This window comes from Mucilaginibacter sp. L196, from assembly GCF_009765905.1.
Taxonomy (GTDB): Bacteria; Bacteroidota; Bacteroidia; order Sphingobacteriales; family Sphingobacteriaceae; genus Mucilaginibacter.
In genome coordinates this window covers 484,089-497,748 of record NZ_LMUO01000015.1, presented here as the reverse complement: position 1 = coordinate 497,748, position 13,660 = coordinate 484,089, and the positions used below count along the sequence as shown (strand labels likewise).

The window sequence follows — 13,660 nt, the reverse complement described above, 5'->3', positions numbered from 1 at the left end:
GGTCAGTTTGCCCCGGAATGCCTGGTCAATTTCCAGCGGAATCACTTTACCCTTTACCTATGAATCACTGGTCAATTTCAGCGGAATATCCATATTGTCTTTTGTTTATCGATTTATCGGCACTCGCGAAAGAATATGTAATTTGGTATTTCATAATATCTATCTTTAGATATAAAACCTCAATAGAAATGAGTACAGAAAATACAGAATCAGAAAAAGTATATAAGCAATACTTGAAAATTATTGACCATTCAAACGCTGGCAAAGCTTGGATCACATTAGCATTAAAAGACAATTATAGACAGTCGGGAAGATTAAAAAACGCCAATTTTTCCGTTGCTTCGGATGGCACTGTTAATGCTACGGTATCGTTATATATTGACGGCAGTGAGCCCGTTGATTATAATATAACTGAAATTGCAGATGTTTATTCCTAAAACCTTTATTCTTGATTAATAAATTGATTATGGGGAAAGTAAGAATGCTTAATTGACGATTTATGAATATATACCAGATCAATACCAGGCCAAGACATTTAAGGTATATCTACTTCATAGATGAAAGCCTTCCTAATGAGACGTTTCTAAAACTTGTTTTTCAAAATCAACACTATTGGGGTGGTCGGTATAACCCTATAATACCTGTTAAGGATAATAAAATCTTGCCTGGTTATGAGCAGATCATAGCCTATTACGACCCAGATATTGTATTCTACAGTTCATCAATTGATATAGAGGTTGTTAAGCAATTAAGGTTGTTTAATCCAATAGGATATTTTGAACTTGGCAAAAAGCCTTCCAGCAGGGATATTACCGGCGTTGATGTATTTTACCTGCTATCCTTTTTTGACAGTAACGCAAAAGTTATGTTAGCTCAGGGATTTCACAATACGAAAAATACTTTGTTGAATTTTTATCGAATTAATTTCGGTCTTAATAATACTGCTGTTGTCAGCGATTATGAGATAAGCAAAAAATACCAACAAGTTATTATTGACGGAGAAAAGCTGAAGGAAATTAACAAAATTATCCATCATGATAAGCCGGTCAATGTCGCTGCCTTATCAAAAATCAACCTAAATACCATTGTTTTGCGTAGCCTAAAGTACGCGCAATACGACGATTTTGAGATCATAGTCGCAAAAGATCACATGGGGACAGTAGATCTGTTATATTATTGGAACCGCGGGCTTTATCAGCATAAGAATTTAATGTATGTTACGCTTGATGAACTAAAAGAACTTTGTAAGGATAAGTTTTTTGGTGGTGTGCTCCATGATTTAAAAGGTGATAAATCAGTGCATGTTGTTTCCATGACCTTATCGAAAGAAGAAATAGAAGCGCTCATTAAAGAAACGCTCAGACCTATAGGTTTTAACACTAATTTCTTTTATAAGGATATTAGCATGTTCCCTTTTGAAATTACTGATGGTAATGGTTTATATGAAAGAAATTACGGAGAGCAGGTAAATACTCAGACACTTGTTTCAGAGACCGGCTTGGTACATCTTCCCAAATTAAGTTTCACTAACGCAGTTTCTTATTACAGCCAGGAATGGGCGGTTGATCTGGAGATTAAGGCGGATTCAGCACATGAACAGCAACGTAGATTATTTCCGTTGACTACGCAAGTTTGGCACATCGCTAAGGAAATGACGGGTAGAATTAATTTAACTCGCAATATCTCGATAATTATCAATAACCAACGGACCATAGCCGATACATTCAAATTAAACGTGCCCTCCTTCAATGACCTTGCCAGACAACTGATCATTCGGCCGGTTGTGCATGGAGAAAGTACAGAAACGAAAATCATTGATATCGGGCCTCATGACGCCAGTAATCGGTTAAATGCATTTATTAAAGCATTTAAGTATAATTTTTCCTCGATCAACGATTTCTTCTCCGACAAATTTTGGGTGGACATATTGGAATATTTGTCCACAAATGAAAAAGTAGCGGGGGATGCAATTACTTTTTCGGAGATTTTTCAACGGGCAGAAGCGATGTATGCTGAACTCGGCAAGCAGTTGATGCCCAAAGGTCAAAGTTGGTTCAATGCCGAAAATTTGCAGCTTGGTTTAAAACGAATGGTAATCCGACTTTGCAGCTATCAGGTTTTTTTCAAGGGTTTTAACCTTAAATGTCCTATGTGTTCATCCGAATTTTGGTACCATATTAATGAAGTTAGGGAAGTAATTAACTGCAAGGGATGTTTGCAAGACTATACGTTACCTATTGAACCGGAATTTGCTTACAAACTCAATGACTTAATTCGCAACAATATTTTCCAGACAAGGACAACGCGCGACGGTAATTTAACCGTGATCAGAACATTAGGCACCTTTCGGTTCAATTCGAGTGATGCATTCCAGTACAGTTCCCAAGTTAACCTATACGATGATTACCATTCTAATAAACCTTGCGGAGACTTGGATATTCTTTGTCTTGAAAATGGCAAGTTGATCATCGGCGAAGCAAAATACAGTAGCAAAGGGTTTATGGAAAATAAAGCAAAATCCCTTGCTTCGCTGGCAGAAATTGCTAAACAAGTTTATCCCGATGTTATTCTGTTGACTTGCAGCAAAGATGAAAACAAAAAGTTGGAAAAAGCAAAAACTGGTTTGCTCCACCATTTTAAAGATTGGCCATATACCCCAAAAATTGAGATAATGACGCTTTCAGAACCAGATTATTTTGAAGCCGGGGGGAATGGCTATTTTGTTTATTGATAAAGGTCAAAAAACGCCAACTTTCATTAGATGAAACTTGGCGTTTTTAGATGGGTGCCTATTTGTGTTTAAATAAACATTACCCTTGCTCAGGTTGGGAAATCACTTTTTGATATTCACTGATAAAAAATCTTGGCTGCCAGCCTTTCAGTATGCCATCTAATAAATAACTATCGATCATACTTATTCCAAGTGATACTGTATCTTCCAATAATTTACTCGTACCTGCACCAACTATGCTGCCCGGAATATCGCCTATGGCTGCGCCAACACCAATGCCTATACCATACACGCCGATCATTTTTATAAATTTCCCCGTTCCTTTTTCGAGTAGGCCTTTGTGTCCTGCAATTTCTTCTATGTATTGCTTGACAATGTATTCAGTATCATCTTCTGTATGCGTTACGAGCCAGGTGCGAAACTTACTTGCGACAGATTTTCGCCTTAATTGAATTATAGATTTTATACTGATTTTTCCAGCTGCTATCAATGCCTTGACATCCGGTAAATGTTCCACCTTATAGAGCTCTTGCATACCTTTAAGAACATTGTCGGCTTTCTTAAGTTCTTTGAAACACTCGCGTGAAATATTGTAGTAACGATAATTCTCAAGACTTACACAATGTAAGTCAGCAAAATAGTTGTTTCTAATATATCGTCTCCAAGACCCAGTAATTTAAAGCGTTCTTCTTTATCCAGCCAGGCGATTTCTTTAGTCTTAGGCATACCTACACCTGTTAACTTATTTGAGGAATAGGCGCTGCTCACAATTGCAGCTGCATTGTGTACAAAATCTGCTTTGGGAATACGATAAGCCTTGATGACTTTTCGTTCAATGTCTCTTCGAGTACCCCGATCTGGTTGTTTCCGTAAAGCCTGCAAACCTGCTTTGATAGACAAATCCGGCTGTGAATGGATAGCTGAATTTACATTGCCGGAAACTATGGGATTTACTTTACCCATCAAGTTAGGATCGTCCTCAACCAGCGTTGCCAGCATCGGTGTCCATAGTATAAATTCGATTACTCCATCATCGACCAATTCCAGAGTTTGCTTTAATCCAAGGTCATTAATTAAAACGGTGAGCGCAAGATTTTCACCGTAAATTTTTATAGAAATTTTATCAAAGAATAATAGCTGTTCAATTAGTTCAGAAAGTGTTTTATTGTATTCTGTTTCGAAAGTTGCTGCAATTAAAGCCTGATTTTCGTTAGGATTTGTGAACAGGTATTTCCGGTAAAATGTGTTTAATCCAGTATTAAAAACTTTCATAAGGCTTGGTCTATACAATAAGGTTAAATTCCAAAACTATAAATATTAAAGGCAATTAAGGCTGCTTTTTTTTCGGTATGCTTAGACCCTTCGTTTCCAAAACACCACTACCATACCAACAATATTCCTGATCAGCAGCATATTGCAATTCAAAAATACGCCAGGGTTTAGTCAGGCAAATATCCGCATGATCCTTTCTGTAGTGCAATGGGCAACAATTATAAAATGGGCAACAATAGCTGTCTTTTATTTTCTGCTCTACTAATACAGTTGCTTGGGCATAGTGCATGGAAAAATAATGATCAAAAGCAACCATAGCCTTAAGCGCAACGCTAGTATCCATATCTTGCAATGCAGTACCAATATAGTCGCGATTGAAACCCGGATCTAAAGAAAGTGGTAGGGTGTCATCGAATATATATAGAAAATCGCACAACTGAATTTTATCCAGTAATTCATTGATCTTATCATCGTAGATCCATTCTATATCAAAGCAAGGGTCTTTAATCCGTTCCCGGTACAGTTCGATACTTACTTCAGTCAGGTATGTGAAAGCTTTTTCAAGCTGTGTTCGGCCTTGAAATATCCTTACATATTCCTTCAACTGGGCAACAAAATTGACTTCATTTTGCCTCAGTTGTTGTTGTATTTTTTTCTTAATCAAGACTACAGACTGTTCTTGGCTAATGCCGTTCAATTCATTTTCCTTCAACTCGTTGACCATTTGTATAAAGGCATCGCCGCAATTCATAGATTGCAGGGCCATGACGGCCAAACGGACAATGTTTTCGATTTCGATATGCGGGTAAAAAAATTGTGCCACCATGCGACCTACCGTGTACTCTGTAGCCTTATGGGAATTGCTACCTGCTGTGAAATGATTTTGTCGTTTACTGACCGACTGATCGATTTCATGGGCGATACATTCGAAAAGATAGAAACTTCCCAATTTTACAGATGCGGAAATATCCCCGCTACCTGTCTTTTCCACATAGTGGATTTCCGGAATGGAGAACATTCGTGTCACTAATTTAGTGCCAGCCCTGGCGGTAATCGCTTCGTCACTATTTTCAATTTTGGATATCTGGTGCATTTTGGTGATCAAGACGCCACCACCTTCGAGTGTTCTGTTAAACATAAATGCATTGTAGAAATCATTATCAAAAGAAGTGTCCTTTTTATTCCCTAATGAAGCGGCAGAAGACATTCCAGGTGTAGTGTATTTGGTGAATATTGATTTCATTAACACCTGGTTAAATAAACATGCCTGTCCAACCATTGTACTCAAATCTTGCATGTAGTGTAAAAACTCATGAAGCATTGCCGGATAATTTTCCCATTGTAGTTGGCGCTGTTCAGCAACAGTCAGATCGTATTTCGTATCCGACAAACCTGCAGCTTCGCGTGTCTTATGTACTGCAATGGTAAAATAGTATCTATTTGGATAATAAGTACCCCAAGCGGAGCTGGCATAAAATTCGGGTCTTGATAAATCGGGGTGTTCCATTAGTTTATGAGTTTAGGTTTTAAATAATGTTATAGGCTTTTTAGCATCAATGGGTTGAGGTTAATAACACGCAACTATTTTCCTTTTTCATTATTCGCATCGTCAAAGCTCTTCATCAGCCGCTCAAGCATTTTTCGAAACATTAGAATATTAGCGGGATACTGTTGTTCAACTGAATACTCGTATAATAAAAAATCAATGAAAATATATAGGGCTGTCGTCGTTAACTGCATAGGGTCGATAAAGCTACTTCGCTCCGTTGTCTGTTGCGTGAGCTTATCCAATATCATTTGCCCTTTTTCGTTCTTAATGTTAGCTAATGTTTGAAAGCTGGGGTGCGTAAATTGACTGGCCCAAATATAAAATGGCCGATATTTTTCCAAGCCAGCCGCTTTTTCAATAGCCCAAAAACTAGGACGTTCAGACAAATGATCTTTCGCCCAGCCATAGTCATCAAAAAAGCCCTTACCGTATAATTGTTTTAACTCAGCTGTGCGATTATCAATGTCACGTCGGCGTTCAGCTTCAAGAGGCGGGAATTTAAGTGCTTCAAAATGGTTATCTAACGAGTCCGCTTTCTTTCTCGCATCTTTATGGCCATAATCAGCAAATTTCTTATACAGCACCGCATTGCTTTGTTTCATAAGAAAAACGCCAACCACCGCATGTTCATACACGGAACGATAAACAGCCAAAGCTGTGCGTGTCGAGCCATGTGAGAGTAAAACACCCACTTCATCCGCCATTCGGCAAAGCGTTCCGAGCAAGGTCATCCGTACCAAATCAGCTATTCCTATGGTTTTTTTATTCATTAATTCTTTCAGACGGTCAAACAGATTATGTGCCGAATGAACGAATAAATTGTAATTCAGGAACATGGCCGGATATTCTTCAATAATTTTTTTTTGGTTGCGTCCGAAAATATCCAGCCAATTGTCAAGATACTTATGATCATGTTGATTGATAATAAAATCTGGCAAGGTATCTTCGATCATTTCGAATATTTTACCATCTGCCAACACCTTTTCCATTTGCTCGAAAGTCAACCCCTGGGCTACACGGGCCGTTTCCAGCAATTCATCGATCAACGTATCAAGATTAGGAATGACGAGGTTTGTATATTTTAAATCACCCATAAGTTAACATTATGCAAAAGGCTTTATAACGACATCCGCGTCATCGTAATTCTTCATAGATGGCAAAAAATTCGGTATATCAATTTGTTTCAGGGCTAGTTTCTTGTATGTGATCGTAGGTTTGTAAAAGAAAACTGCACATAGAGCCGGCAAGATTGACGGCCAATGCCGCATGCCGCGCTGAAGGTTTTACTTTATTTCTACTTTTTCCATGAGCATCTCCTAATTTGTTTCTAAGTGCTCCCAATCCTTCAACCACAGTTTGGCAACCACCAAGTATTTGTTTAAATATGGATTCAGTGTGTTGATCTGGTGCCAAATTTAATATACTTGCGACTTGTTTGTACAGTTTGGGTAGCTCCAAACCATCATCGTAAACCTGATTTTGTGAGTCAAGAATATGTTTGCAAACCACTTCAACTAAGGCCCTTGCAGATGTAATGGCGGCTTCAGGATCATCTTGCATTCGCTGCAAAGCCTTATTCCATGTTTCTGAAATGTATTGCTCGTTAACGGTTTGGACAACCTCATTGACATGGGTTTCGTGTGGCGCGTGGCCGTTTAATTCCAATGAAGCAACGACCAATCCCTCAAAAGTGTCTTTAATAAAAAACCGGCGCTCTGCATAATATGGTAGGTGGTGTTTAATAAATTGCCAGTATTCATATAAATTATTGCTTTTTTGAACATATTCAGGAACATGAACTTTTAGCTTCGGGTGCGCTAGCAAATCTTTGCGAATAACCTGAAAATACTCCTCGTTTCCATCACCACCGGTTGCTCGCGATGTGAGCAGGCTTTTTAAGACCATAACCTTTTTATAATAGTTTTTGGATACCTCGTCCCACGCGACCACTACCTTATCTAATTGTTCTTTGGTCGCACCCAAAAGCTGGATATCTCGTTTCAGATCATTAATCGAGGTAATAAAATAACTAAAGTCAATGCATTTACAAATTGCCGGGGTCAACAATTCGGTTAATTTTGTGGCATCTGCATTATAGAGCCGGTTTAAAAAAATAGCTAAAACATCCTGATATGAAATACCATCTATTAATCCGAGCCAGTTTGTTTGTTGTTTGGACGTGGCTTCATTTACTGCCTCTGCATATTCATTGGTGAAGCCGGTATCATTGGCAATCCGAATAAATTCATTATTCTCCATCAAGGCTGGAAACCCAATGGCAATAAGGTCATCATAAAGTGGTTTTATTCGGGCAATTATATCCATTAAAAAAGAGAGGCTTAGATAATATGTAAATATACACTTGGTATTCAGTAATTTGAATTATAAATATAATTCTCCTGAATGGAAGAATTTTTTATTATCAGCTAGGGATCGTTATACATTGACGAACATAAGGCTGATACAAAAAAAGGCTGCTTGTCGAAACAAACAGCCTTTCATCTTGATATTTTAAATAATTTATTTCTTTTTATCTGTGGATGAATATTGCGAATTTTCCTTCACCAACTGTGGTGCCGAAACAATCACCTGCACATTATTCATTCCTGGCAACTGCGTAGTTGTAGTAGTGGTACTACTGGTGGTAGTGGCAGGTTGTGTCTGTGTATTTTGACTTGGCATTGTTTAATTTTTTATCTAAGTTACAATTAATTTTTGATTTTACGATTTCTATCTTTTGAATTTTGTCATCCTTTTGAAATATATGATAACCTAAACATAGCAGAAAAGGAATGGTTGAAGTAAGTGCGAAAATTAAAGCATTATAATAAAAAGAGCTTTTCCTTTTGAATACTTTATCGTTAACGGCAACGGCCGCTTCCAATTCCCCAATATATGATGCTTTTAGCGCATTATCAATGTCGTTTTGTACCGTCATCGTTTTTTCATAATCTAACCGGTAATCTTTGTAATATTTTCCAGGCTCTATTAAATAAGCAACCTGTATTGGAAAGACAAGTTTTACGGTAAATACCAGAGATGTAATAAACAAGCCTGCGAAAGCGGCGAAACAAATGTATAATACAACGCTTTTACCAGGCATAAAAACCTCCTGAATAATGGGTACTAAAAATATTGCTATTGCAGAATAGATTAATATGATATTTGTCAGTTTAGACAATACCTGTTGGTATGCAGAGGTATATTGTTCAACACGATCTTCATTGATTTCAATGATATAGTCGAGGTCATAAAATGATTTAGGCATAATTTATAATTGGATATACAAAGTTATTTAAAAAAACTGATGATTAATAAAACGCCTCCTAACGGTAGTAGTAGTCTGGCTATAAAATAAATTGTATTTTCTATTAGTTTTACACGGACTGCTTTACCATAAGAGCTAAATTTTTGCATCCCTGCAAAGTTGCGCCGTTTAAAGCGCCGTTCGTTAATGATGTATTTAAGTATGAGGCTGATTACGATCAGCACAATTCCTGTGATTTTCATAATAGTGATTTTTAACTGTTAAATCTTGTAATGGTCATTGGTGAGGGTGTGCAAACGGTTTTTCTTTTCCTGGCAGGGGGCCGGTTTCCGTTTAGTCGTTTTTTTAGCTCCGCCATATCCGCGCTGATCCTTTCCTGGTGAATGTGTGCGTAAATTTGGGTGGTCACAATTTTGGTATGGCCGAGCATCCGGCTAACTGTTTCAATCGGTACGCCATTGGCCAATGTTACGGTTGTGGCGAAAGTGTGCCGGGCAATGTGAAAGGTCAGCCTTTTTTTGATGCTACATAAGTCTGCGATCTCACCCAGGTAGCTGTTTACCTTTTGATTGGAGAGTATCGGAAATACACGCTCCATTGCATTAGCGCGAATGTCGTTTTTATACTTCTTAATAATTTTGACAGCTTGCGGTAATAAAGGCAGTTGTACGGGCGTCGTGGTTTTCTGCCTGTTTAATTTGAGCCAGCTTTCATTATCATTGCCGGTAACGATATGGTCTGCGGTCAGGTTAGCCACATCAACATAAGCCAGGCCGGTATAACAGGAGAAAACAAACAAATCACGTACAAAGTCGAGGCGCTCGATAACAAAAGTCTTTTTCTCCAACCGCTCCAATTCGTGTTTGTTCAGGCATTCTTTTTCTACCTTGTCGAATTTCATTTTGTAGTTAGCGAAAGGATCTTTTGCCATCCATTCCAGTTTCAGCGCCAGGTTGACCATTTTACGCAGGCGGATAATATGCTTCATGATGCCGTTGTTTTTGAGCGGCTGCGGGTGATCCTTAGATTTATAGGTACGCAGGAAAGTTTCAAAGTCCACTACGAACTTGTAATTAATGTCATGGAGGTTGATGTCCTTAGCCTTGAATTTGGCTTGCAGGAACCTTTCAAGGTAACGCTCAGTAACGCGGTAATGGATCAGGGTACTGGCTTTTAGCCGCTCTGTGCCGTGTTCACGGTGGTAGATAATCAAACCGTTGAGCGTATGGATTTCTTCATCTGTGCGCAGGAAAACATCTTTAACGGCTTCGGCAGTGATGATCTCCCTGTTAACCTGCAATTCCCGGTAACAGTCGCCAATCTCGGTGCGCACTTGTTCCAGGTAGTGCATAATTTCCCTGCCGCCGTCACGGTTACTTTTAGCACCGCCCTTTTTGTTATCCCAAATTTCTGCATCAACCCAATATTTCAGGGAGATATGTGCGCGTTGGGTGTCTACCGTAATTCTTGCAATTACGGGCAATTTGCCATCTTTTTCGCGTTCTGTACGTGCAAAAAAGTTGATTCCGAAGGTGTTTTTAGTTCTCATTTTTTTTCTGATTTTTAATAGACTGATTTTGAATGCGTTACTTTGGTACTGTTTGCATCAAAACGGTCATTTTTTTTGACCAAAAAGGGGTAAAAATGAGTCAAACTGTCACCATTTTTACTATCGTAATTAATTGTTTTTCAATTAATTAACCCTTAAAAGGTTACCACAAATCTACAGAGCGGATTTTGGTAACCGAATTGGGATCAGAAAGATTGCGATATTTTGGGATTGATAGAGATAGTCTGAAAACAGAAAACCCTGTAAATCAGACAATTTACAGGGTTTTAATCCTCGTTGAGAGGGTAAAAAGTGCGCCCACCTGGGCTCGAACCAGGGACCAAAAGATTATGAGTGGTCGAGTGGGTTCGGAATATCTTGAGCAAAAACTGCGTTTTTGACTTGCTTAGGGCTAATTTACGACAATAGTTTTGTTTTTGCAAGTAATCCAATGACGGAATAGTGACGGTTTTTCGTTTAATTCAGCAAAAAATGCTGCATTTCAGAATTCATTGCCAGTAATTGGACGGTTATGGGTCTATTGGATTGCCGCTTTCAGCTTGGGATAAAAACTGTGTTTATCAGGTTATAGGAATTGGTTTAAGCATTTTTTTGAATAATAACAAAATCTTTCCAGGCGTATTTCGGACTATTTACTCTTAATTTGCTACGGTTTTGAATTAACTAACTTTACTTGAGCAAATATTAAGAAATGGCCGAAAAATTTAAATTCCCTAATGCCGGTATCCATATTGTAGCACAAAAGGTCGGCGAAGCAGACTATTTTTTAGAGGAATTAAAAGAAACTCATCCTTACGATGAAAAATTTAATTACATTTTCAGCGCATTTGTTTCTGCATTGAGAAGCATTACCTTTTCGTTGCAATATGTGATGACAAAGTATCCCGATTTTGACGGGTGGTATAAAATCCGGCAGGAAAAATTAAGAAGCAGTAAGCTGGCACGGGCGTTTGTTGAGTTCAGAAATCAGGCCCAAAAAACCGGTATTATTCCGATAGCACCCGAGCACAGCCTGTTCGAAGGCATATTTTATGAAACAACACAGTTTTATATTCCGACCAATTCAGAATTTAAGGAGGTGCCCGACGGAAATGTTGTTGATCTTTCCGAGAAATGTTTGATAGAAGTTCTTTCAGTTGTTGCGGAATGCTATAAGGATTTTGACATTTATATCGACCCCAGAGTTTTGTTTACAGAAAGGGCTTTGGAGAAATTCAACTGGACAATCGAAGACCTGGAAGAATTTATCGGTTTTCCAAAAGGCTACACCGATGTAGACTTTGAAGACAATGAATTGAGCAACAGTCAAATCAGGATAGAAATGCTTCGGTCTCATGGTGGTGATGAAACCCTTCAAGCATATCTTGACAAATATTTGAATGCGAAGACTTAGATAAACCGGACACTGCCGCATTCCTGCGCATAATAGCTGCAATTATTTCTTTTAGCGAGTAAAAGTCGTTGGTTCGAAACAAAAATTTGACTATTTATTTCTGCTTGCTCTTAGTTCCGCATCAATTAACGGCTGGTGCCATGCCCACAATTCTTCGAGTGTTTGGAAATTTTGCGGCACAGGATTATTACTGCGAAAAGCTTCGTCAATGGTCATGGCTTGATAATGGCTAAAATAGCTTTCGCAGGTACGCCGTGGATTATTTGCGAGCGACGATCCGAAATAAGAATTACTAACATCATAATGATGGCTGTGAATAAAGCTACTCCAACGTTTCCTAAGTTCTTCTTCCGGTACAACATCGATAACCTCAAATTGCTCCATTGCTCTTTCATCAGGAGTTCCCCATGCTTCACTCAATAAATTTACTGCTTCTATATCGGATACAGGCGCTCCGTAACCAAATATAGAGGCGCGAACTGATTTGCTGTCCTTGTGAAGCATTGCCTTGAGCGACTCCCATGCCTCGACTATAAATTCATTGTCGTTATAATTTTTTTGATTAATTGGGTATAGCAACGGCACTGGTTCAAAAACACCACCCTCCTGGCGGCATTGATACCCGATTGGGCCGGAGCGTTTATCCTCTTTACTGTATCCTAAAGCCACAGTTCCATGCAGAAACGACATGAACGGTAAATTTTTAGTGAAATCCCGATTGCGACACCACGCTTGATATAAAAAAGGATCCCAATTAAAAGTTGCAATATGATCCTTTGATCTTAAAGACAAAATTAAATAATCATATATCGTTGGCTCATCAGGTAATTTCATACTACCAAAATAGTCTTGTATTCGCTCCTGTATCTCACCCAATAAGGGTGAAGTCGGATCAGTTGCGTATAAGTTACCGTAGAGCGTTTCAAAATTTTTACTCTGCAATTTAACCGGTATTTCGGCTACAATATCCTGCAAACCTACAATTTCAATAAAGTTGAGCATTGATGGTAAGGATCTACCACTGCGTTCAGAATTCCTTAGTGTTGCTGCAATGCTTGCCCCCGCACCAAGTATAACAATATGCCTGCCACCCATTACCTGATTAATTCCCTGTTCTTTTGTCAATCCTGGCATTTATTTATGAATTTTTATATCGCTCAGACATTTGTTTCGCTGTTAAAATATCCCATTGTCTTGTTTCAGGATTTGCTATCAAATAAACTTCCTCCGGTCTGCTTTCCTTATCAATTTTTTCTTCCGGCACTTGATCCTGTAAATCCTTATATAACAATTCAAGCACTTGGAACATACCCTCCAACATTTGATCTATTTCAACTTCATGTACTTTTTCGCTGATCATTACATTAACTAATAACCTTGTATGTAATCGTGCCTTTAACGAAACAGACAACGACTGATCATAATTTTTTGACAGTTTATCCGGTGAGGAATTGGCAGCGATCAAGGTGGTTTTAATTTCACGACGTTTGGCCAAATATTCTTTTAAATGTGCTTTTACCATTTGATAAGCATCTTTTCCGGCTTCTTCTAAAAAAGACTTAAAAAATAAACTGGTAACAGTTACTACAAAAGTTGTTGGGATAATCCATTCGTTAGCGGCCCATAACTCGGTTTCCGTCCGAACACTCTTTATAATTATATTATCTGTACTTAGACCTACTATCTCGTTTGCATCGACATCCTCGATATCACTTGGCCAACTGATTATTATCGCTTCGTCCATATTGGGATTTAATGTAAATCTATTTATTAAATGGTGCAACTCGCTGTTGAATTCTATAAACTGGGTCAGTTTCCAACTTTAAAAATTCTTCAAAAGTCAGGGTAGAAACGGTAATAACACATCTTCCTTTTTC

14 protein-coding genes are annotated in these 13,660 nt (G+C 38.3%); 3 read left to right on the top strand and 11 right to left on the bottom strand.

Annotated elements, in window-relative coordinates; all coding sequences use genetic code 11:
- Both GSQ74_RS22675 and GSQ74_RS13180 read left to right on the top strand, forming a co-directional pair.
- Positions 1-437 (top strand): hypothetical protein (locus GSQ74_RS22675; protein WP_216846734.1); only part of this gene is annotated, 437 nt, incomplete at its 5' end.
- A gap of 224 nt (positions 438-661) precedes the next feature.
- Entirely contained in the window at positions 662-2,731 is a 2,070-nt protein-coding gene (locus GSQ74_RS13180; RefSeq protein WP_158993998.1) for a hypothetical protein, read from the top strand.
- Between the two features lie 79 nt (positions 2,732-2,810).
- On the opposite strand, the gene GSQ74_RS13175 is transcribed toward GSQ74_RS13180, so the two are convergent.
- The 9 genes from GSQ74_RS13175 to GSQ74_RS13135 form a co-directional block, all read right to left on the bottom strand.
- A complete protein-coding gene (locus GSQ74_RS13175; protein ID WP_158993996.1) occupies positions 2,811-3,266 on the bottom strand; it encodes a hypothetical protein in 456 nt (151 codons plus the stop codon).
- Between the two features lie 80 nt (positions 3,267-3,346).
- A complete protein-coding gene (locus tag GSQ74_RS13170) occupies positions 3,347-4,003 on the bottom strand; it encodes a hypothetical protein (protein WP_158993994.1) in 657 nt (218 codons plus the stop codon).
- A 55-nt stretch (positions 4,004-4,058) separates the two neighbouring features.
- Complete coding sequence (locus GSQ74_RS13165; protein ID WP_158993992.1) at positions 4,059-5,510, bottom strand: hypothetical protein; 1,452 nt, start codon at positions 5,508-5,510, stop codon at positions 4,059-4,061.
- Positions 5,511-5,584: 74 nt separating this feature from the next.
- Positions 5,585-6,646, bottom strand: coding sequence for a DUF5677 domain-containing protein (locus GSQ74_RS13160; RefSeq protein ID WP_158993990.1), 1,062 nt, complete (start codon positions 6,644-6,646; stop codon positions 5,585-5,587).
- Between the two features lie 79 nt (positions 6,647-6,725).
- Positions 6,726-7,877 (bottom strand): abortive infection family protein, encoded by a 1,152-nt coding sequence (locus tag GSQ74_RS22670; protein WP_216846733.1) that lies wholly within the window; start codon positions 7,875-7,877, stop codon positions 6,726-6,728.
- 195 nt (positions 7,878-8,072) lie between these two features.
- A complete protein-coding gene (locus GSQ74_RS13150) occupies positions 8,073-8,234 on the bottom strand; it encodes a hypothetical protein (RefSeq protein ID WP_158993988.1) in 162 nt (53 codons plus the stop codon).
- Positions 8,188-8,820 (bottom strand): hypothetical protein, encoded by a 633-nt coding sequence (locus tag GSQ74_RS13145; protein ID WP_158993986.1) that lies wholly within the window; start codon positions 8,818-8,820, stop codon positions 8,188-8,190. The genes GSQ74_RS13150 and GSQ74_RS13145 overlap by 47 nt, the downstream gene beginning before the upstream one ends.
- 23 nt (positions 8,821-8,843) lie before the next feature.
- Positions 8,844-9,062: a hypothetical protein gene (locus GSQ74_RS13140; protein ID WP_158993984.1), complete on the bottom strand. Its 219-nt coding sequence runs from the start codon at positions 9,060-9,062 to the stop codon at positions 8,844-8,846.
- 11 nt (positions 9,063-9,073) lie between these two features.
- On the bottom strand, positions 9,074-10,369 hold the full coding sequence (locus tag GSQ74_RS13135) for a site-specific integrase (protein WP_158993982.1): 1,296 nt from the start codon (positions 10,367-10,369) through the stop codon (positions 9,074-9,076).
- Between the two features lie 712 nt (positions 10,370-11,081).
- On the opposite strand from GSQ74_RS13135, the gene GSQ74_RS13130 reads away from it, so the two are divergent.
- On the top strand, positions 11,082-11,783 hold the full coding sequence (locus GSQ74_RS13130; RefSeq protein ID WP_158993980.1) for a hypothetical protein: 702 nt from the start codon (positions 11,082-11,084) through the stop codon (positions 11,781-11,783).
- 90 nt (positions 11,784-11,873) lie between these two features.
- Here GSQ74_RS13130 and GSQ74_RS13125 read toward each other — a convergent pair whose 3' ends face one another.
- A complete protein-coding gene (locus tag GSQ74_RS13125; protein ID WP_158993978.1) occupies positions 11,874-12,917 on the bottom strand; it encodes a hypothetical protein in 1,044 nt (347 codons plus the stop codon).
- Positions 12,918-12,921: 4 nt separating this feature from the next.
- Positions 12,922-13,527 carry a hypothetical protein gene (locus GSQ74_RS13120; protein WP_158993976.1) on the bottom strand — a complete coding sequence of 202 codons (606 nt, stop codon included), beginning with the start codon at positions 13,525-13,527 and terminating at the stop codon, positions 12,922-12,924.
- Positions 13,528-13,660: the final 133 nt, after the last annotated feature.

What these genes read in the sequence shown, in the direction of transcription:
- GSQ74_RS13175 (WP_158993996.1), bottom strand. Translation starts at nt 3,266, where the DNA reads ATGCAAGAGCTCTATAAGGTGGAACATTTACCGGATGTCAAGGCATTG.
- GSQ74_RS13170 (WP_158993994.1), bottom strand. Translation starts at nt 4,003, where the DNA reads ATGAAAGTTTTTAATACTGGATTAAACACATTTTACCGGAAATACCTG.
- GSQ74_RS13165 (WP_158993992.1), bottom strand. Translation starts at nt 5,510, where the DNA reads ATGGAACACCCCGATTTATCAAGACCCGAATTTTATGCCAGCTCCGCT.
- GSQ74_RS13160 (WP_158993990.1), bottom strand. Translation starts at nt 6,646, where the DNA reads ATGGGTGATTTAAAATATACAAACCTCGTCATTCCTAATCTTGATACG.
- GSQ74_RS22670 (WP_216846733.1), bottom strand. Translation starts at nt 7,877, where the DNA reads ATGGATATAATTGCCCGAATAAAACCACTTTATGATGACCTTATTGCC.
- GSQ74_RS13150 (WP_158993988.1), bottom strand. Translation starts at nt 8,234, where the DNA reads ATGCCAAGTCAAAATACACAGACACAACCTGCCACTACCACCAGTAGT.
- GSQ74_RS13145 (WP_158993986.1), bottom strand. Translation starts at nt 8,820, where the DNA reads ATGCCTAAATCATTTTATGACCTCGACTATATCATTGAAATCAATGAA.
- GSQ74_RS13140 (WP_158993984.1), bottom strand. Translation starts at nt 9,062, where the DNA reads ATGAAAATCACAGGAATTGTGCTGATCGTAATCAGCCTCATACTTAAA.
- GSQ74_RS13135 (WP_158993982.1), bottom strand. Translation starts at nt 10,369, where the DNA reads ATGAGAACTAAAAACACCTTCGGAATCAACTTTTTTGCACGTACAGAA.
- GSQ74_RS13130 (WP_158993980.1), top strand. Translation starts at nt 11,082, where the DNA reads ATGGCCGAAAAATTTAAATTCCCTAATGCCGGTATCCATATTGTAGCA.
- GSQ74_RS13125 (WP_158993978.1), bottom strand. Translation starts at nt 12,917, where the DNA reads ATGCCAGGATTGACAAAAGAACAGGGAATTAATCAGGTAATGGGTGGC.
- GSQ74_RS13120 (WP_158993976.1), bottom strand. Translation starts at nt 13,527, where the DNA reads ATGGACGAAGCGATAATAATCAGTTGGCCAAGTGATATCGAGGATGTC.